The sequence below is a fragment of the Paenibacillus sp. FW101-FHT12H11 genome (genome assembly GCF_058790355.1).
On record NZ_JBYTCO010000004.1, the window covers coordinates 286,237 to 305,374 of the forward strand.

General features: G+C 49.3%; 14 protein-coding genes. 13 read left to right on the top strand and 1 reads right to left on the bottom strand.

Going from position 1 to position 19,138, the window contains the following annotated elements:
- The first annotated feature begins 54 nt into the window (after nucleotides 1-54).
- From AC3WTJ_RS14795 to AC3WTJ_RS14855, 13 genes are all read left to right on the top strand, one after another.
- A complete protein-coding gene (locus AC3WTJ_RS14795) occupies nucleotides 55-2,079 on the top strand; it encodes an LTA synthase family protein (RefSeq protein WP_492522417.1) in 2,025 nt (674 codons plus the stop codon).
- Between the two features lie 176 nt (nucleotides 2,080-2,255).
- Nucleotides 2,256-3,032, top strand: a complete 777-nt coding sequence (locus tag AC3WTJ_RS14800; protein ID WP_492522418.1) for an ABC transporter permease — start codon at nucleotides 2,256-2,258, stop codon at nucleotides 3,030-3,032.
- Nucleotides 3,029-3,820, top strand: a complete 792-nt coding sequence (locus AC3WTJ_RS14805) for an ABC transporter permease (RefSeq protein ID WP_492522419.1) — start codon at nucleotides 3,029-3,031, stop codon at nucleotides 3,818-3,820. Before AC3WTJ_RS14800 ends, AC3WTJ_RS14805 begins: the two co-directional genes overlap by 4 nt.
- 32 nt (nucleotides 3,821-3,852) lie before the next feature.
- Nucleotides 3,853-4,824, top strand: a complete 972-nt coding sequence (locus tag AC3WTJ_RS14810) for an ABC transporter ATP-binding protein (RefSeq protein WP_492522420.1) — start codon at nucleotides 3,853-3,855, stop codon at nucleotides 4,822-4,824.
- A 16-nt stretch (nucleotides 4,825-4,840) separates the two neighbouring features.
- A complete protein-coding gene (gene helD / locus AC3WTJ_RS14815; protein WP_492522421.1) occupies nucleotides 4,841-7,135 on the top strand; it encodes an RNA polymerase recycling motor HelD in 2,295 nt (764 codons plus the stop codon).
- Between the two features lie 129 nt (nucleotides 7,136-7,264).
- Complete coding sequence (locus tag AC3WTJ_RS14820; protein WP_492522422.1) at nucleotides 7,265-8,362, top strand: endospore germination permease; 1,098 nt, start codon at nucleotides 7,265-7,267, stop codon at nucleotides 8,360-8,362.
- Entirely contained in the window at nucleotides 8,359-9,810 is a 1,452-nt protein-coding gene (locus AC3WTJ_RS14825) for a spore germination protein (RefSeq protein WP_492522423.1), read from the top strand. The genes AC3WTJ_RS14820 and AC3WTJ_RS14825 overlap by 4 nt, the downstream gene beginning before the upstream one ends.
- A gap of 2 nt (nucleotides 9,811-9,812) precedes the next feature.
- Entirely contained in the window at nucleotides 9,813-10,970 is a 1,158-nt protein-coding gene (locus AC3WTJ_RS14830) for a Ger(x)C family spore germination protein (RefSeq protein ID WP_492522424.1), read from the top strand.
- A 312-nt stretch (nucleotides 10,971-11,282) separates the two neighbouring features.
- Entirely contained in the window at nucleotides 11,283-12,206 is a 924-nt protein-coding gene (locus AC3WTJ_RS14835) for a hypothetical protein (RefSeq protein ID WP_492522425.1), read from the top strand.
- Nucleotides 12,207-12,270: 64 nt separating this feature from the next.
- Entirely contained in the window at nucleotides 12,271-13,008 is a 738-nt protein-coding gene (locus tag AC3WTJ_RS14840) for an ABC transporter ATP-binding protein (protein WP_492522426.1), read from the top strand.
- On the top strand, nucleotides 13,001-13,750 hold the full coding sequence (locus AC3WTJ_RS14845; protein ID WP_492522427.1) for a DUF2705 family protein: 750 nt from the start codon (nucleotides 13,001-13,003) through the stop codon (nucleotides 13,748-13,750). The genes AC3WTJ_RS14840 and AC3WTJ_RS14845 overlap by 8 nt, the downstream gene beginning before the upstream one ends.
- A gap of 5 nt (nucleotides 13,751-13,755) precedes the next feature.
- A complete protein-coding gene (locus AC3WTJ_RS14850; RefSeq protein WP_492522428.1) occupies nucleotides 13,756-15,231 on the top strand; it encodes a sensor histidine kinase in 1,476 nt (491 codons plus the stop codon).
- A complete protein-coding gene (locus AC3WTJ_RS14855; protein WP_326060775.1) occupies nucleotides 15,228-15,917 on the top strand; it encodes a response regulator transcription factor in 690 nt (229 codons plus the stop codon). The genes AC3WTJ_RS14850 and AC3WTJ_RS14855 overlap by 4 nt, the downstream gene beginning before the upstream one ends.
- A gap of 71 nt (nucleotides 15,918-15,988) precedes the next feature.
- Here AC3WTJ_RS14855 and AC3WTJ_RS14860 read toward each other — a convergent pair whose 3' ends face one another.
- On the bottom strand, nucleotides 15,989-19,105 hold the full coding sequence (locus tag AC3WTJ_RS14860; RefSeq protein WP_492522429.1) for an efflux RND transporter permease subunit: 3,117 nt from the start codon (nucleotides 19,103-19,105) through the stop codon (nucleotides 15,989-15,991).
- Between the last annotated feature and the right edge of the window lie 33 nt (nucleotides 19,106-19,138).

A 19,138-nucleotide genomic window follows, 5' to 3' on the forward strand; every position in this document is an offset into this window, starting at 1 on the left:
ATATTTTCTTCACAATTGGGGTTTACAATAGGGGCAAGAGGAGAGTGATGCAAGATGCACTTGAATTTGAAGCCCCGGAGCCGTCTTCGCAAGAAGCCGAATAAGAAGATGAGACCACAACGACTGGGTGCGACGATTTCGTTAGTACTTTTTTTAATTTTATTACCCGTATTATCAGTAGCCGGCATGGAGCTGCTCGAGCGCGGCTCGCTGCATAATACGATGGATTGGATAACCAACAATCAATCACTTTTTTTATTAAACGCAGGAATCACCTTTTGTTTGCTTGTTTTTATCTATGCTTTGGTTGGATCTTTGGCGATCTCAGGAGCCATCTCAACCTTACTTCTCGGCCTAATGGCATTAATTTCTTACATGAAGGTGACTATGATCGGGGAGCCGTTCTTCCCGTGGGATATTTTGCTTAACAAAGAAAGTATGGATATCGCTTCGCTCGTGACGGGTAAAGCCGCTCTGATCAGAATCGGAGCCATCGCTGCTTCAATTATTGTAGTACTTTCATTAAGATGGATTATTCCGCGTGCCACGATTTCTATTATCTCAAGAATTGGTTTAGGGTTGTTCTCGCTCTATGCCTTATATGCTTTTGGGATCAAAACACCATTAGCAGGCAAAATCCTGGACCATATCGGTGTGAATGAAATTGTATGGAACCAGCAAGAAAATTATGCGAATAATGGTACGGCACTCGCTTTTACACTCAATGTCAAAAACTCCATCGTTCAAAAGCCGGAAACCTACAGCAATGAAGCTATTGGGGCTGTAGCGGCGAATATTGAGCAAGTCACACAAACACAGCCAACTATGAAAAAGGCGTCGGTTGATCTGCAAGGGAAGAAGCCAAACGTTATTTTCATAATGAGCGAGGCGTTCTGGGACCCAACGTTGCTGACGAATGTCAAATTTAGTGAAGACCCGCTGCCTACGATCCATCGTTTGCAGAAAGAGTCGACTTCCGGATACTTGTTATCTCCTCAATTTGGTGGGGGAACAAGCAACGTAGAGTTCGAAGTGCTCACTGGTAATTCTATGAGCTTCTTGCCGGGGGGATCTATCCCGTATCAGCAATATGTAAGTAAACCTGTGCCAAGTTTAGCAAGTTATTTTGCCGGTCAGGGTTATAAAAGCATGGGGATTCACTCCTACGAAGGTTGGTTCTGGGATCGTAACTCCGTTTATAAACAGCTTGGTTTTGAATCTTTCAAAAGCAGCGAGCATTTCGTGAATCCGGAGACGAAGGGTTACTTCATCTCGGATGCCGAGGTGTCTCGAAACATTATCGATGAAGTGGATAAAACGGAAGATCCGATGTTTATCTACACGGTTACGATGCAAAACCACGGACCCTATGATGATCCGCGGTACGGCGAGAATCAGTTCAAGGCGGAAGGCAATTTGACGCCGCAAGCCAAAACGATTTTGGAAACTTACACGCAGGGTGCGCATGATGCGGATCAAAGTCTGAAAATGCTGATCGATCATTATCAGAATTCGGATGAACCAACGATGATCGTCTTCTACGGGGACCATCTGCCGATGCTTGGCCTCGACTACCAAGTGTACAAAGAAGCCGGGTTCATCTCAACAAGCAACGCCAATGATTGGTCACTGGATGAAATCAAGAAAATGCACAGCATTCCGCTGGTGACTTGGTCGAATTTCGATATGCCCAAACAGGATATCCCATTGCTTAGCGATTCCTTCTTAGGTTCTCACGTTCTCGATATGCTGCACATGGAGAAACCGGCTAACTTCGCATTGAACGCGGAAATAGCCGCCCAAGTACCTGGATTGTTAAGTAATCTGGTTGTGGAACCAGACCAAACGCTTCATGCGCAGGCGCCTGATTCAGCCAAAGCACTTATTGACGATTACAGGAACGTCCAATACGATCTCCTCTTCGGTAAGCAGTATTTGGCCGGATACCTTGATCATGATTATTTAACGAAGGCCTCGCAGCCTAGTTACAATGCCGAGTTTGATAACCCTGATACGAAACTTCGGGCTGAAGGGGATAGCGGCAGTCCTCCGGAAGCTAAGCCTGTGAGCGCGCAGTAAAAGATATAGAAGCAATCCCGTAGTCAGTCAGGTGATGACTCTGGGGTTGCTTCTTTTTGTTTGAAAAAAAAAGATTGCCATACCGTGGGGAATTTTGGTAATATGAAACTCCGTCTCTACGCTGCGGCTGCAGTGGAAAATCGTTTTTTTGCACGAAAAAACATAGGAGGTGTACGATGCTTTTCGCGGTTTTAGCCCGTAAGGCATACGCAAGGAATTTGCAATATCGCGGTTCGCATTTGCTCCATAATGCCGTCAGTGCAGTGTTTGGCTTCATTTATGCAAGTATCTGGTCCGGGCTCGGGAGCGACTCCTCGCTCGGCGACTACGGAGCCAAAGGGATGGTCGGCTACATTGCTTTTAACCAGGCGGTCCTGTGGATTACGCAGTTTACGACGAACGGACTGGGACTCGAACAGTCGGTTCGCACAGGCCAGATTGCGGTTGATCTCATGAGACCTGTTCACTTGTTCTATCAGGCCATGAGCAGGGAGTGGGGCCAAGTATGGTATCAGTTTCTGTATAAATTTATCCCGATTTACGTCCTCTATATCTTTATTTTCTCCTTACAGCTTCCACAGAAGGCTTCCGTTTACGGCTGGACGGCGATTGCGCTGGTTGCAGCAGCTTATATCTCCATTTGCATGAATTATTTGATTGGCATCGCCGCTTTATGGACCACGGAATCCCGTTGGTTGTATTGGTTGAACTACTCTTTCAGTATGCTGCTCTCCGGATTTTTCATACCGCTCGAATGGCTGCCGGGTTGGCTTCGCGCCATAAGCAGTTTTACACCTTATCCGTACCTTCTCTATTATCCAACTCGAATTTATATGCAATTTGAACAAGGCACGATTGTGCTCGGAGCTCTTCTATGGGGCATCGGGTTTACTTGTGTCTGTCTGGCCGTTACGCATGCGGTGCGAAGAAAGCTGGAGGTGCAAGGAGGATGATGTCAGTTAAGCTCTATCTCCTGTTGATCAAGGCGAGTTTGCGCAGCCGGATGCAGTATAAGTTTAACTTTCTTTTCTCGGTGGCCATGGCCTCATGCATACAAGTTTCAGAATTTCTGATGGTGGCGCTGGTCATGATGCGTTTCGGCAATATCAAAGGTTGGACGCTGTATGAAGTCTGTTATCTCTATGGTGTCATGATGATCTCCAAAGCGATTTACCGTACGCTGGCTTCGGATGTGCATCATCTGGAAAAATATCTCGTATCCGGTGACCTGGATGCGTTATTGACGCGCCCTGTCCCGGTGCTGCTGGCGCTTATGACGCAAAACTCCCGGATACTCTTCGCTGAAATCGGGCAGGGAATCGTCCTGCTAGTCATTTCCATGCGAGTGCTGATGGCCAAAGGGCAAATCGAGTGGTCGGCCGTACCGTTAACGGCATTAATGATTTGTACGGGAGCGGTTATTTTATTCGCGATCGGGCTGGCTACGGCGGCTGCGGGCTTTTGGCTTACACGTATCGAATCCTTACAAAATATGACGGAAGACGCTTCTCAAACGGCGGCTCGTTATCCGCTTACGTTATATCCGAAATGGCTGCAAGGCGCGCTTCTAGTGCTTGTGCCGGTAGGTTTCGTGAACTATATACCCACCTTATATTTGTTAAGACACGAAGGCGGCATCGGCATGCTGCTGGGAACCGTGGGCGTCGCTTGGGTTGCGCTCTGGCTGGCTATGCGGTTTTGGAAGCTGGGCTTATCCCGCTATCAGAGTACAGGTAGTTAATATCGTTAATAACAAGGAGGGAAGGCATCAACATGATCACGGTCACGAATTTGCGCAAAACGTTTCAAACCCCGGTTATCCAAGAAGGCAGATTTTCAGGTATCCGCACCTTGTTCTCGCGGGCTTACAAAGAAAAGGAAGCGGTGCGAGATCTCAGCTTTGAGATTGAATCCGGCGAGTTCGTCGGGTATATTGGACCTAATGGTGCAGGGAAATCAACGACCATCAAGATGCTGACCGGCATCCTTCATCCCACATCGGGTGAAGTGCTGATCCATGGCTTAAGTCCGCAAAAACACCGAAGGCGTGTCGTAGGCAAGCTTGGCGTCGTGTTCGGGCAGCGAAGCCAGCTATGGTGGGATTTGCCGGTTAAGGATTCGTATGAAATTCTAACAGCGATGTATCGCGTGGAGGAGAGCACCTCACGCCGCAGGCTGGGCGAGTTGAATGAACTCCTGGAGCTTAAAGAACTGATGGATATGCCGGTTCGCAAGCTTTCGCTCGGTCAGCGGATGCGTGCTGATCTGGCGGCATCCATGCTGCATGATCCGGATATTTTGTTCCTTGATGAGCCTACCATTGGGCTGGATGTTGTAGCCAAAAAGAATATACGCAGCTTCCTGCAGACGTTAAACCAGGAGTTTGGGAAAACGATTTTGCTGACGACGCATGACATGGATGATATCGAGCAGTTATGTAAAAGGGTGATCGTGATTAATCACGGCCAGATCGGATATGACGGCTCGCTGGATACACTAAGAGACAGAATCGGTTTGCCGACGATGATGAAGATCACGTATCGAGGGGATGTCCAAGTGCCGGAGAGCTGGGAGCTGCCGTTCCGCGTAGTGGAACAGGAGGCGAACGTGCTGACGATCGCCTGCAATCGCCAGGAACTGAAAGCGATGGATGTCCTGCGATTGGTCAGTCTATGGGGCGATATGGACGATGTACATATGGAAGAGCCTGAGTTTGAAGAAGTCATCCATGGGGTATACAAATAGGCAGGAGGGAGAATAAATGCCAATTGATAAAGAAGAACGGGAGCGGGAAGACCAGCGGGTTGCCTCGGTACGCTCCCAAATTAAAGAGCGAATTATGGACTTGGGGGAGACGGTGGATCAACGCCGTTCGGAAGTAACGGAGATTGGACGCAGCTTCTGGGACGATATCTCCGTTAATGCGGACAATGCCGACGACGTAATTGAGACAGCCGCGAGTATGGCCCAGCAGGAGCATGTGCTGATGGGTCAGAAGCGCAGCTTTCAGGTGGCGCAGGATGCGCTGTACAAACTGCAGCGTGTCGTTGATGCGCCGTATTTTGCGCGTATCGATTTTCAGGAACGCGGGGAACAGGAGCGCGAGAAAATCTACATCGGTCTCACCTCCTTCATTGATCCAAAGACAGATGAGATACTTATCTATGACTGGCGCGCACCGATCGCCAGCTTATTCTACGACTACCCGCCGGGGCCGGCCACGTACCACACGCCGGAGATGGATGTCAGCGGGGAGCTGTTGCTCAAACGCCAGTACATCATCAAAGCCGGTGAGCTGCAGGATGTGTTCGACACCGGGATCTCGATCGGCGACGAGATGCTGCAGAAGATGCTCAGCCGCAGCGCCGATGAGAAAATGCACAGCATCGTGACGACGATCCAGCGCGAGCAGAATCAGATTATCCGCGATGACCGGCACAAGGTGCTTGTCGTGCAGGGCGCGGCCGGCAGCGGCAAAACCTCGGTCGCGCTGCAGCGCATCGCGTATTTGCTCTACAAATACCGGACGACGCTCAGCGCCGATAATATGATTTTGTTCTCGCCGAACTCGCTGTTCAGCGATTACGTTTCGCACGTTCTTCCGGAGCTGGGCGAAGCGACCATGCAGCAGACGACCTTTCAAGATTATTTAACCCATAAATTAAGCGATACGGGCTTGAAGCTGGAAGATCCCTACGATCAGCTGGAATTCATTCTGACCGGGACAGAGCAAGATCCAGCCTACAAAGCAAGGCAGCAAAGCATCATGTACAAAACGTCAGCAGCCTTCCTCAGCGTCATTGAAGCTTATGGCGAGAAACTGAAGCATGGCGGAATACGCTTCCTTGATTTGTCGGTCGGCAAGAAAGTACTGATTACGGCTGAAGAGTTAAGCGAACGGTTCTATAGCAAGACCTCGATTCTCGCGCTTGGAGAACGGATGGAGCAAATGTCCGAGTGGTTGCTGGAGAAGCTGGATGAAATCCAAGCGGATGCGCAGAAACGTTTCTATCGCAAAATGGTGCGCGAGCCCAAATATGTGGGTACAGAGCCCGAGATGAAGAAGATGAGCAAAATGAAGGCGCATAAAGCGATCGCTCCGCTGAAGGAGAAGGCCCGCAACCTTGCTTATGTCGACGTACTCGGCATGTATCGGGATCTGTATACGAGTACAGAACTGCATAAGGAACTGATGGCGCAAGCCGGCCAGCAGCTTCCCGAGGCTTGGGCGAGCATCAGCTCGTTCACGTCGGATGCCTTGGAACAAGGGATTTTGCACTACGAGGATGCAACACCGCTTGTGTATCTGAAGGGGCTTGTTGAAGGGCAGCTGCGCGTTGGAACGATCCGCTACTGCTTGGTGGATGAGGCGCAGGATTATTCACCGTTCCACTACGCGTATCTTAAGAAGCTGTTTCCGCGCGCCCGATTTACCTTGCTTGGCGACTGGAACCAAGGGATCTTCACGCACGCGAACGCCGAGGGCGGCGCAGGCGGCCCTAAGAACGAGTACAGCTCGATCAGCGAGCTGATGAAAGAGGAGGAGACGGAGACGATCCGTCTCGTCAAAAGCTACCGCTCGACGCGCGAAATCGCCCTGTTCGCCAGCCGCGTACTCCCGTTCGGCGAGCCGATCGAGCCGTTCAGCCGCAGCGGCGAAGAGCCGCGTCTGCTGCGCGCGGCGAACGCGGCCGAGCTCAGCCGCTTGGTCGCGGATACGGCGCTGACCCGTCAGCACGGCGGTGCGAGCTCCGTCGCGATCTTGTGCAAAACCGAGCGCGAGACGGAAGCCGCGCACGCAGCCCTGAAGCCGCTGCTGCCAGGCCTAGCGCGGATTACGAAGGAGACGCTGCACTATGAGGCAGGCGTCATGATCATGCCGGCGTACCTCGCCAAAGGGCTCGAGTTCGACGCCGTGATTCTCTACGATGCCGGTGCGGCTGTCTATGCGGAGGCGAAGGAGCGCAAGCTGTTTTACACGGCTTGCACCCGTGCGCTGCATCACCTGGATGTGTGCTATCTAGGTGAACTGACACCCTTTCTCCCGCAAAATTAGAAAGTTTAAAGTTAAGATACCGCTCTTCGAGAAATCGAGGGGCGGTTTTTTATTTGCATAATTCCACATGGATTGGAAAACTTAACAAATAAAAAGTTTCCACCTAATACCAAAGTGGGAGATTACTTCATGGCTGCACGTTATCGGAAAATTACTGCGCTTCAATTGTATTACGTCATTATTATTTCAATTGCCATTACGAATCATGTGCTCTTAATCCCTGTCCTGCTGCATTACGGCAAACGTGATTCCTGGGTAGGGGCGGGTTTATCGATACTGCCTACAATAATGTTGGTATGTCTCGTATATATCATCATCAAAGTCTCTAAGCAGCAGAATTTACTGCTATGGGTCGGACAGAGATATGGAAATTTCGTTGTATTTTTTCTCAAAGTAGTCGTCATTGGCATCGCCATGACCCATGCCACGATTACCATGCAGGATATGGTGACATGGACGCACATCTCCTATCTGCCTCGGACTCCGCCGATCATGATTTCGTTGGCGTTTATGATTTTTTGTTTTTTTGCTGCCCGTGAAGGGATACGCGCCATCGCGATAACCTCGGGCATTTTACTCCCCGTGGTTGTATTGTTGGGTTATTTTGTAATGGGCGCCAATTTTCAATACAAAGATTACAGCTTGCTTACGCCTTTATTTACTCACGGCTACGGACCTGCCCTGAAATCGATGTATTTAACCAGCGGTTCTTTGTTTGAACTGTTAAGTATTGTTTTTCTCCAGCATCATGCAGATACCCGTATCCGGCTGCCTGCCTTGCTCATCGTTGCGGTTTGTTTAGTTGGATTGACCATCGGACCTTTAATGGGCGCCATTGCGATTTTCGGGCCGTTTGAGGCAGATGAACTCAGGTATCCGGCCTTTGAACAATGGCGTATGGTGACGCTTGGGAAATATATTTCCCATTTGGATTTTTTATCGATTTTCCAGTGGATATCAGGCGCATGTATCCGCATGTCCATGCTGATGTTTCTCACCATTGACGTGTTGATGATCCAAAAGAAACGTACCCGAACATGGCTGCTGATTGGTATAAGCTTGTTTTTCGTTACGATGTGTCTATTGCCGGTCACGGACAATCAAATGGTGAATTTTATCCAGAACTGGTATTACCCCATGATGTTTGTTACCGGAGCAGGATTGCTCCTGGTCCTGCTTGTGCTGATTTTCCTGCCGATGAGGCGAAAGGAGAACGTGATGAAGTGAACGAGCGAGATTTGCGAGATTGGTTTGCCACGTCGGCTGATGTCATCATGAAAGAGTTCCCGTTATCAGAGGGGGATGCCAGTAAAAAAATCCTGCTCATGTATTGCGAGGGCATGATCAATAAGGATCATATTGAGCAGCGTGTACTTCCTAACCTTCAACAGGTCATCTCACATCACCGGGAAGGGAACATGTCCGTCTTTGCGCTCCCTACACTGCTTCAAATGCTTGAGATGACCGGACCTGATCTTATGGAAACGATGACGGTGAATCTATATTCAGGGTTTCTCGTGATGTACTTTGAAGAGCAGCAGCGCTTTTTTGGCCTTGATTTGTCCAACCCGCCTAACCGGTCGCCGGAAGAATCCAATACGGAGACTTCGATTAAAGGTCCAAGGGATGGGTTCACGGAGAGTATCATTACCAACATCGCTCTGATTCGCAAAAGGCTTTTAACCCGCAGTCTTTGTTGCGAGAAAATGGAAATTGGTACGCGGAGCCACACTTCCGTAGCTCTTATGTATATCGATGATGTCATCGATTCGGATGTGCTTCAGGAAGCCAGGCGCCGATTGCAAGAAATTGATATTGATGCTGTCATTTCCAGTGCGCAATTGGAAGAACTGTTATCGGAACAAAAATACAATTTCTTTCCTCTGCTGGACTATGCGGGAAGACCTGACTTTGTAGCGGATTGTCTGCTGCGCGGAAGATTCGTCATTATTGTCGACGGTTCCCCGATGGCCCTCATCGCCCCGGCAAATTTGATGTTTATTTTAAAATCGCCAGAAGATGTGCACAGCCCTTTTTACTATGTGGCTTTCGAACGAGTGTTGCGTTTGGGCGGCCTTGTCGTTGCGACACTTCTACCCGGTTTCTGGATTTCGCTGTCCGCCTTTAATATCGATCAAATCCCTTTTTCTTTAGTCGCTACCATCTCATCTTCCAGGCTGGGATTACCGCTATCGGGTCCTATGGATTTTATCATTATGCTGCTGCTGTTTGAATTGTTTCGAGAAGCTGGGGCGAGGCTGCCTAAAGTCGTCGGACAAACGGTTACCGTTGTTGGAGGGCTGATTGTGGGCGACGCGGCGATTCGTTCGGGTATCACCAGCCCGACGACTCTTGTCATAACCTCGATATCGACGATAGCGATGTATACCCTCGTGAACCAGACACTTGCAGGGATCGTGACGATTTTGCGGGTAATTATCTTATTGGAATCGACGGTTTTTGGCATCTATGGGTTCATGGTGTCGCTGATCGGGCTTGTTTTATACATGTCGACCTTAGAGTCATTCGGCGTTCCATACTTGTCGCCTTTGTCGCCACCCCGCTTTAGGGAAATGATTACGGCGATTTTCGCCAAACCTTTCAGCAGTATGAAGAGCAGGCCGAAGATGCTAAGCCCAAAGGATGATACACGCCAGAGTGAGGATCCTCAATGATCATGATGAAACGAATTGGACGGATGATTTTTGGCGTGCTGATTCTCGTCAGTCAAACAGGCTGTTGGGATATCAAAACAATCCAGGACACGAACTACTTTACAGCGATAGGCTTCGACTTCCAAAAGGGGCGTTACATCGTCTATGCGCAGATGCTGGATTTCAGCTCCGTCGCGAAACAGGAGGGGGGCAAAGCCGGGCAGCCGCCTCAGATTTGGGTAGGGCGCGAAGAAGGAGCCACGGTGAATGAAGCCTTCAATCGATTGTACAAAACGACGCAGCAGCGTGTTTTTTGGGGACATGTCGGCGCCTACTTGTTCTCTAGTGCGGCTTTGAAGCAAGGGATCAGTAAATTTATGGATGGGTCGGTTCGATACAGTGAAACCAGATTTACTCAATGGATCTATAGTACAGATGAATCAATTGAAGCTATTTTCTCTGTTGTTCCTTTCTTTAATGTCTCTCCGATGGCTTCCATTTTGATGAATCCTATTGAAAATTATCGCCAACTTTCCTTTATACGCCCATTCCGATTGTACAGGGCAGCCGCCTTGCTGCGTGAACCTGGTTATACGTTGATGATACCGACTTTGAGCATTCGGGACGATGTTTGGAAGAAAAATCAGAAGTTGGATCCCAAACTGGAAGTTAGCGGTGTCTATGCTTTGGGAAAAAACAATGTGGTCGAATGGTTTTCAGATAATCAGTTTATAGGAGACCGTTGGATGGAGAAAAGCACCGCCCGTTCGCCTTTAGTGGTCTATATCAAAGGGAAGCCCGTGCAAACCGTTTCCATCCATAGTCCGAAACCGCGGATCACACTGCGCAAGGGAGATAATCTGATCTTTGATGTTCACATGAGATGCAAGTCAATCACGATTGAATCTCAGGAGACCGTAGATGAGGCTTCCGTGCGCAAACAAATTGAAAAGCAGATCGCAGATGAAATCGAAGAAACGTTTAAACAGGGAAAAAACCGAGGCGTCGATATCTATCAGCTGGAGCACATCTTATATAAGCAGAATTTCCAGTTATGGGCCAAGCTGACCTCGAATGGCGAGCAGCCGCTTGAAGGGTACCAGTTAGGGGACGTTCAAGTGGACGTTCAACTCACGCATACTGGGATGTTGAAAGAAAGGGTACAAGATCAGCAGTACTGATACTTGTAAATAGTACTTTGCACGCAGTAATTGTAAAAGGTGAGCGAAAGCTTGCCTTTTTTTATTTGTTCTTTAGCTGGAAAAACTACCGCTAATTTATTCATATCTCTGTTGTATAGCCAAATAACTGGAAAATCTCCCGCAGTTTCGCGCAGCCCGACCCGATCAGTTTAGAAATATTTAAGAATTGTTTTAGGCGAGGTTAATAGGTGTTTTAGAGGCAATTAAGATCGGGGGGATAAGATGAATACATGGAAGCGGGGAACGCATCCAAATTAGATAAAGCGTTAGAAGACGCGGAGGCAGGCAGGTATGAATAAGAAATTAGCAATGATAGGATTAGGCGTGGCGGTAGGCAGCATGATGCTGGTGACGTCGGTTTACGCCGGTGTGGGCGATGCGCCCGGGTATGAGACATTTAAATCAGCCGTGAAACAGACGGCAACCGTGCACAATGTAACACGCCAAGTGAACGTGACGCTGCAGGATAACGGAGCTCCATTGCTTAACGTAAAATCCACGATTAAAAGCAGCGGTGAGAATCACGCAGGAAGCGCAGAAGTGACCGTGAATAACGGCACGAACGAACAAACCATTCATTTCTACAACCAAGACGGCAAACAAATTATAAAAACAAATGATTCCGATGTGTACAAAGTGCTGGAAGGAGAGGGCATGGGCGGCAAATTCAAAGATCATGAAGGCGCAGAGCATACACCGGACCCTCAAGTCGTTAGCGAAGTGGAAAATGTGGTTGACGCCCTTGTCGGCAATCTCAAAAACTATGTCACCATGGATGAAGCGGCAGGCAACGTGAAGGAGATTCATTTCAAATTGTCAGGCAGCCAAATTTCTCCGGTTGTCAACACGATCGGCTCGCTGGCTATCAAGCATGCTACGATGGAAAATAGTCAACGGCCAATGCCATCCAAGGCAGATACGCTTGGTGTTGATGTGACGACACTCAAAAACAGCCTACCGCAATTAACTTCCGACATCAAAATGGATGAAGTTGAGGTGAACGCCAGCGTGGACAGCGATAATCATATTACCAATCAAACCGCACAAATTCATATTTCCGGTAAAGATGCACAAGGTGCAGCACACAACGTCGTATTGAGTGTGGATATGACACTGTCCAGCCTGAACTCGACAACGCCGGATACGGTAGATTTGACAGGGAAGCAGCTGGAAACCGTCAAGATCGACCCTGAGAAGTCCCACCACAGAAACTAAGGGGAAAAAGGAAGGAGGCAGGGGCACCCCCCACCTCCTTATTATCTTGAAAGGCGGCTAATGCATGAAGCCTGTTGTAGAAATCAATCGTCTCACGAAAATTTACAATAACCTGCGTGGTATCCACGAGGTGAATATGACCGTGCAGCAAGGCGACATTTATGGGTTTTTCGGACCCAATGGCGCCGGAAAGACGACCGTCATGAAGATCATGACCGGCCTTGCCAGAGCGCAGCAAGGAGAAGTGAAACTCTTTGGCCATCCTGTGTCAACGCACTATGAGCAGGCGATGGCCAAGGTAGGCGTCCTGATCGAAACCGCCGAAGCGTATTCCTATATGAGCGGCAGACGGAATTTGGAGCTGGCCGCGAGATTTTACCCGGGCATCGATAAGCATCGCATAGACGAAGTCTTGGAGATCGTCGGACTTACCCTTTTTCAAAAGGAAAAGGTAGCGGGGTACTCGCTGGGCATGAAGCAGCGGCTAGGGCTCGCGGCAGCGATGCTGTCGAAGCCGGAACTGCTCATACTCGATGAGCCGACGAACGGACTGGATATCGAGGGGATGGTTCATATCCGCGAAATTATTATGCACCTGGCGCGAGAAGAGCGCATCACCTTTCTAATCTCCAGCCATTTGATTCATGAAATGGAGCTGATGTGCAATCGCATGGGCATCATCCATCAAGGACGGCTTGTCCGTGAGGGTCTTGTGTCGGAGATTGCGCAAGGAAGCGCGACGCTGGAAGAAGCGTATCTGCGCGAAATTAAAGAAGTAAGGAGGCTCGCTGCGCATGCATAGCCTAACCGCCAACGTTTGGAACGAAACGGTCAAAATAACGTCCAAGAAAAAAACGATCTTTTTCCTTGCGGTTACGCTGCTGCTTCCGCTCCTGGCAGGGCTGCTGTTATCGCAGTTTCAAAGCGGTATCGGAATCGGAGCAATTGCCTCGCAGGATTTTCCTATCATCATGCTGGGGCTGCTAACGAGTATTTTTCTGCCGTTATTCGTTTTCATGGGAGCTGCCGATGTATTCTCGGGTGAGATGGGCGACCGTACGATGAAGATCACATTGACGCGGCCCATTTCGCGGTTCAAAGTGTTCGCTTCCAAGCAGATAGCGCTTGGTGTTTTTATTGCGCTGTACTTAATTGCCGGATTGCTGGCATCCGTTATCTCAGCGCTATTTTTCCAGCACTTTGGCGGCTTTGGCGCAGTGATGAATTGGTTCCTCGCGTATGGTGCGGCCTTTCTGCCACTGCTTGTGCTCAGCATTGCCGCTGTGTTTCTGGCACAGTTCTTCTCCAGCTCCTCTTCTGCATTGACGGTGAGCATACTTCTTTATTTGGCGTTTAAGGTGGCTGCCTTTTTCATCCCGCAAATCGCCACTTATTCGCCTACGGCGTACACAGACTGGCATATGCTTCTGATTGGAAGCGGCATGGCGCTTGGCAAGGTGAGCAGCATCTTTATGTTTTTGATAGCGTGTAGTATATTGTTTTTTACAGCAGGTTTTTATTTGTTCGATAAAAAGGAGATCTGAGCACGATGTCGATTCGCTTACGGCTGGTACTCTCATACATTGCCATGCTGCTTGTACCTCTCGTCCTATCGGGGCTAGCCGTGATTCTAATCTCCATCGCAACGTTCGGCACATTGAAGTCCGGCTTTCAGGTCGACTTCTCCCAAGGCAACCCGATCAAACGCGTCGTTGAACAAGAACTCGAGAACGTCGCTTACATGAAAGCAAAAACGGAAACCGAACCCGACGCGTTCCTCGATCCCGTGTTTATTCAGGATTTGGAGGACCGATTTCATAAAATCAATATGGGCATTATCATCCGCAAGGATAAAGAAATCACGTATAGCTCTCCCTATTTGAAAGAGGGCGAAGCGCAGAACAGCTCCAAACTTCCCGCTTATGGTACCTCATCAGGCCAATTTCAGCGCAATCAGGGTTCCCTGTGGATAACTCGGCAGCAGGATTTCCTGTTTTCCGATCAAAGTAAAGGATCCGTTTTTGTATTCTTGGATGGAGGCCCCTTTCAGAAATATTTGCACCAGTTTTCCAAATCGGTTGTTTTGACATTCATCCTCATCCTTGTGGGTACGAACGGTGTGCTGACCTATTTCGTTTCTCGCAGCATCATTAAACCTCTGAAGGCGCTCAAACGAGCGGCGGAGGAGATCAAAGAAGGCAATCTGGATTTTGAAGTGGTGCAGCAGTCCGATGATGAAATCGGGGAGCTCAGCAGAGCTTTTGAGGAAATGAGGCGCAAGCTCAAGAAATCCGTTGACCTTCAGCTGCAATATGAAGAAAACCGCAAAGAGCTGATTTCTAATATTTCGCATGATCTGAAGACGCCGGTTACCGCCATTAAAGGATATGCCCACGGTATTATGGATGGCGTCACGAACTCTCCGGATAAGCTGGAGAAGTATATTCGAACGATTTACACGAAAGCGGCCGATATGGATCGACTGATTGACGAGCTCTTTTTATTTTCCAAGCTGGATTTGGGGAAAGTCCCGTTTCAGTTCGAAACCGTGGATCTAGGCCAGTATGTGCAGGATTGCGCGCAAGAATTGCAATTCGATATGGAGAAAAAAGGCGTACAGTTCAAGCTGGCGGAATTGCCAGATGAGCCTTTGCTCGTAACGGCAGACCGCGATAAGCTGCGGCGTGTGCTGCTGAACATCATCGAAAATGCAATCAAATACAGTGATGAAGGCAATTGCCGCATCACCTTAACACTCCGAGAAATCGACGGTAACGCCGTCATTCAAATAAAAGATGCTGGTCAAGGCATATCCGAAGAGGCACTGCCTCATATATTTGACCGGTTTTACCGGGCGGACCCTTCGCGCAACACCGCGACCGGGGGAAGCGGGCTGGGTCTGGCGATCGCCAAACAAATCATGGAAGAGCACGGCGGACGTATTGGCGCAACCAGCATGATCGGACAGGGGACGACCGTTTATATGGCATTACCGCTTAACAAGCAGGAGGAGAGTCAGGAATGAGCCGGATTTTAATCATAGAGGATGAACAAAGCATCGCCGAGCTGGAGCGGGATTACCTGGAAATTAGCGGCTACGAGGTCGACATCGAGAACAGTGGGGACAAAGGGCTGCAGGTTGCGCTCTCGACGGAGTATGACCTGATTATTCTTGATTTGATGCTGCCGAAAATCGACGGTTTCGAAATATGCCGGCGCATTCGCAGCGAAAAGGACATTCCGATTTTGATGGTTTCCGCGAAAAAGGAAGACATCGATAAAATCCGCGGCTTGGGCCTCGGCGCGGATGATTACATGATCAAACCGTTTAGCCCCAGCGAATTGGTGGCAAGAGTCAAAGCGCATCTGGCCCGTTACGAAAGGTTAATGGGGCGGCGAGAAGCGAAAAACGATGAGGTCCGCATTCGCGGTTTAATGATTGATAAAACGGCGCGCCGCGTATTTGTGAATGAGCGAGAGGTCGTGTTTACGACCAAAGAATTCGACCTTTTGACGCATTTGGCGATGAATCCCAATCGCGTGTACAGCAAAGAGCAGCTGTTCGATCTCCTCTGGGGGATGGATGCCATGGGCGAAATCGCGACCGTTACGGTGCATATCCGCAAGCTGCGCGAGAAGATTGAACAGGATCCTTCGAATCCGCAGTATATTGAGACAATCTGGGGTGCGGGGTACCGGTTCCGGATTTAGCTTTATATAGAAGAAAAAGACTGCCATTGCTCCCGGATGTGGGGCATGTGCAGTCTTTTTGTGTTTGGAATTTATAGAGAAGTTGTTCCGCCATGGGACGGAGGGTTTGTCACTGTCGCCGCCTTCCGCTTCAGCTTGCGTTTATCTCTCCACAGAGCTAGCCGCAAATAGAAGGAAGGGACGATAATGAGCGTAAGGATCGTGGAGACAATAAGCCCTGAGATGATGACGACAGCCATCGGCCGCCATAGGCTGCCTCCCATGATCGCCATGGGCAGGAGGCCGCTGATTGCGGTAGCAGACGTCATGAGTATGGGGCGAAGCCGCGCACGGCCGGATTCGGCAATGGCATCGTGCAAGGCCATGCCGTGATGTCTGGCGTCTTCGATAAACTCAACCAGCACGATGCCGTTGCGCACGACAATCCCCGCCAGACTGACAAAGCCCATGAGCGCCATGAATCCAATTGGCGCACCGGTTATGAATAAACCGATTAAAGCTCCCCCCATAGCCAAATAAACAGTCATCATGACAAGGAACGGTATCGACAATGAATAGAATTGAATTGCAATAATGATGAAAATGAGGCATACAACAACAATTGAAAGCTTGCCGATGGAGGTGAAGGCGTCGTTCCGATCAGCGTTCTCGCCTGCAAATTCAATCGTGTAGGCGTTAGGTTTTTCCAGTTTATTTACTTGTTGCTGCAGCTCGGTGACAATATCTGCCGGCAATCTTCCGTCCGTATAAGCTCTTACCGTAATCGTTCGTACCAGATTGCGATGCTGCACGGAGGTGATCATTCGGTCGTTTTGCACATTGATGAACTGCTTGATTGGATACAGTTGCCCGGATTGCGAAGGAACGAGCAGTTCGCCAATCGTTTCGTCGGACGTCATCTGGTTGGCCTTGCTGAATAAGGTAACGGGAATATCCTCGTTGCCTAGTTGCAATTTGGAAACCTCAATTCCGTCGGTTGCGAGTCGGGCGGTTCCCGACAAATCCTTCTCCGTGACGCCGTAATAACGTGCTTTCTCCTGATCGAGCTGCAGATCTACGGTATAGGTTTCATCACCGACGCTATCGGAGACGTTAGTCGTGCCCGGGATGTTTTTCAGTATCGTTTGCAGCTGTTTGGAAAGCGATGTTAGTTCGCTCAAATCCGGGCCACTGATTCGAACGGCAATCGGCGCACCGACAGGAGGGCCTTGTTCCAGTTCTCTGGGCAGTAACTCGATGTCCGGATATATACGCTTAAGTTGATCTCGCCACTCGGAAACAAGCTTGCCAGTTTGGGTTCGGGACTCGTCGACCTTGACATATAGCTGGCCTATTCTTGTTCCGACATTAGCGGTTTCCGCATAGTAAAACTTAGGTGTTGTCCTACCGGCATAGGTAGAAACAGACTGAACCCCGTCCTGCTTAGCCGCCCAAACCGATAAACTTGTCATCATATCGGCGGTTTGCTTATAGTCGGCGTTCACGGGCATTTTCACATCAAGCAAAAATTCGCTTCGTTCCGCGCTCGGAAAGTACTGAACGCCTAGAAAGGGCAAAAGCCCATAGCTGGCCGTACCGATGACAAGGCCTATCATTCCAGTTAAAAGCGGTTTTCGCAGCAGCCGGCGAATGAGCTTTTCATAGAACTCGCTTAGGAGCCATATAGGCTTACCCAAAAGTCCAGGCAGCTTATTCTGAGCTGAGACTCCTTTGCGGAGACTGCGTTCGCTGCTCCATTTGCGGAAAATCGGAATGATGGTTAATGACATGGCCATCGACGCGGCTAAAGTTAAGCTAACGACGACGGGAATCGGCTTGATAAAGTCCCCGATATTTCCTTTTAAGAAAAACAGTGGGAAAAAAGCGGCTGCCGTAGCAATCGTTGCGGTAAGAATCGAAACCGCAACTTCCTGGCTGCCTTTCAACGAGGCGTCCAGGGGAGAATCGCCCAGAGACAATCTGCGTTCGATATTATCGTTAACGACAATGGCATCATCGACAAGAATACCAAGTACAATGACCAGCGCGACAATGGAGATCTGATTAAGATCGATGGACGTCATGCTGATCGGGAGGAAGCCGAGCGCGATGGAAACGGGAATCGCGAGTGCGACAATAATCGACGTTCCGAAAGCGAGCCCCAAGATACAGACAACGAGTACCGCAGCCATCCCGATCAACATTTCCCGCGACAAATCGGCAAACAGATGATCGACGTTCTCCTTTTGCGTAAATAACGAAACCATCGTCACATGCGCAGGGAGCTGAGCCTGCAATTCGGAAACCCTTGCATCAATCCCATCTTGCAAAGTTGGAATATTTTGTCCTTTAGCCGGATAAATGACAACATCAACGGCGGGTTTTCCTTGATAGAAGACCTCCTCTTCCGTTTTCTTAGGGCCTATTTTAACTTCAGCGACATCTTTAATGCTCAGCGAATTGCCTTGCCCTGCAGGGCGGTAAACAACCGTATCGGCAATATCGTTGGCGGACTTCCATTCGCCGGTTAATTGAACATAAGTGTTGTTATTATTGGCAACCACATTCCCAATCGGTGTGCGGTCGTGCGAGGTGGTGAGCGCCTGCATAACCAGGGTCCAAGGAAGCTGCAGGCTTTCGAGCTTCTCCTTGTCCAGAATCACCTTCACTTCCTGATCGGGAAGCCCAACAATTTCAACATCACTGACACCGGAAACTGTGCGCAATTGGTCCTTCCATGTTGTAGAAATGGACCGCAAGGACTCCAGCTCAGATGGGTTTTCCACAATTAAGTGAATGATTTGCGCAGAAGTCTTGGCTAGATCATCATCAATCACGGGCTGATCCGCTTCTGCGGGCAGCTTGCCTTGCGCTGACTGCACCTTTTGTCTGAGCGTATCCCATGCACGGCTGTTATCGACTCCGGGCTGCATCTCCACAGTTATGAGGGACACATTGGTAGAGGAAGTCGAATCGATCGACTTGATGGACTCCATCTTTCTAATTTCCTCTTCCAATGGCTTGGTGACGAGCTGCTCGACCTTTTCGGGTGAAGCGCCGGGATAGATCGTTTTTACTGTAGCCATGGATACTGTGATTTCCGGATTCTCACGCTGGCTTAACGATAAAAAGCTGAAGGCGCCCAGCATCACGAGCACGACAAAGAATAGCAGGGTAATCTTTTGATATTTGATCAGTTTGGCAATCAAGCGGGTTCACTCCTTCTGTCCAGCTGTTCCAGT

Bases quoted from the DNA above. Each gene is read 5' to 3' on its own strand.
- AC3WTJ_RS14810 (WP_492522420.1), top strand. From the start codon at position 3,853: ATGATCACGGTCACGAATTTGCGCAAAACGTTTCAAACCCCGGTTATC.
- AC3WTJ_RS14850 (WP_492522428.1), top strand. From the start codon at position 13,756: ATGTCGATTCGCTTACGGCTGGTACTCTCATACATTGCCATGCTGCTT.
- AC3WTJ_RS14855 (WP_326060775.1), top strand. From the start codon at position 15,228: ATGAGCCGGATTTTAATCATAGAGGATGAACAAAGCATCGCCGAGCTG.
- helD (WP_492522421.1), top strand. From the start codon at position 4,841: ATGCCAATTGATAAAGAAGAACGGGAGCGGGAAGACCAGCGGGTTGCC.
- AC3WTJ_RS14845 (WP_492522427.1), top strand. From the start codon at position 13,001: ATGCATAGCCTAACCGCCAACGTTTGGAACGAAACGGTCAAAATAACG.
- AC3WTJ_RS14805 (WP_492522419.1), top strand. From the start codon at position 3,029: ATGATGTCAGTTAAGCTCTATCTCCTGTTGATCAAGGCGAGTTTGCGC.
- AC3WTJ_RS14795 (WP_492522417.1), top strand. From the start codon at position 55: ATGCACTTGAATTTGAAGCCCCGGAGCCGTCTTCGCAAGAAGCCGAAT.
- AC3WTJ_RS14830 (WP_492522424.1), top strand. From the start codon at position 9,813: ATGATGAAACGAATTGGACGGATGATTTTTGGCGTGCTGATTCTCGTC.
- AC3WTJ_RS14820 (WP_492522422.1), top strand. From the start codon at position 7,265: ATGGCTGCACGTTATCGGAAAATTACTGCGCTTCAATTGTATTACGTC.
- AC3WTJ_RS14840 (WP_492522426.1), top strand. From the start codon at position 12,271: ATGAAGCCTGTTGTAGAAATCAATCGTCTCACGAAAATTTACAATAAC.
- AC3WTJ_RS14800 (WP_492522418.1), top strand. From the start codon at position 2,256: ATGCTTTTCGCGGTTTTAGCCCGTAAGGCATACGCAAGGAATTTGCAA.
- AC3WTJ_RS14835 (WP_492522425.1), top strand. From the start codon at position 11,283: ATGAATAAGAAATTAGCAATGATAGGATTAGGCGTGGCGGTAGGCAGC.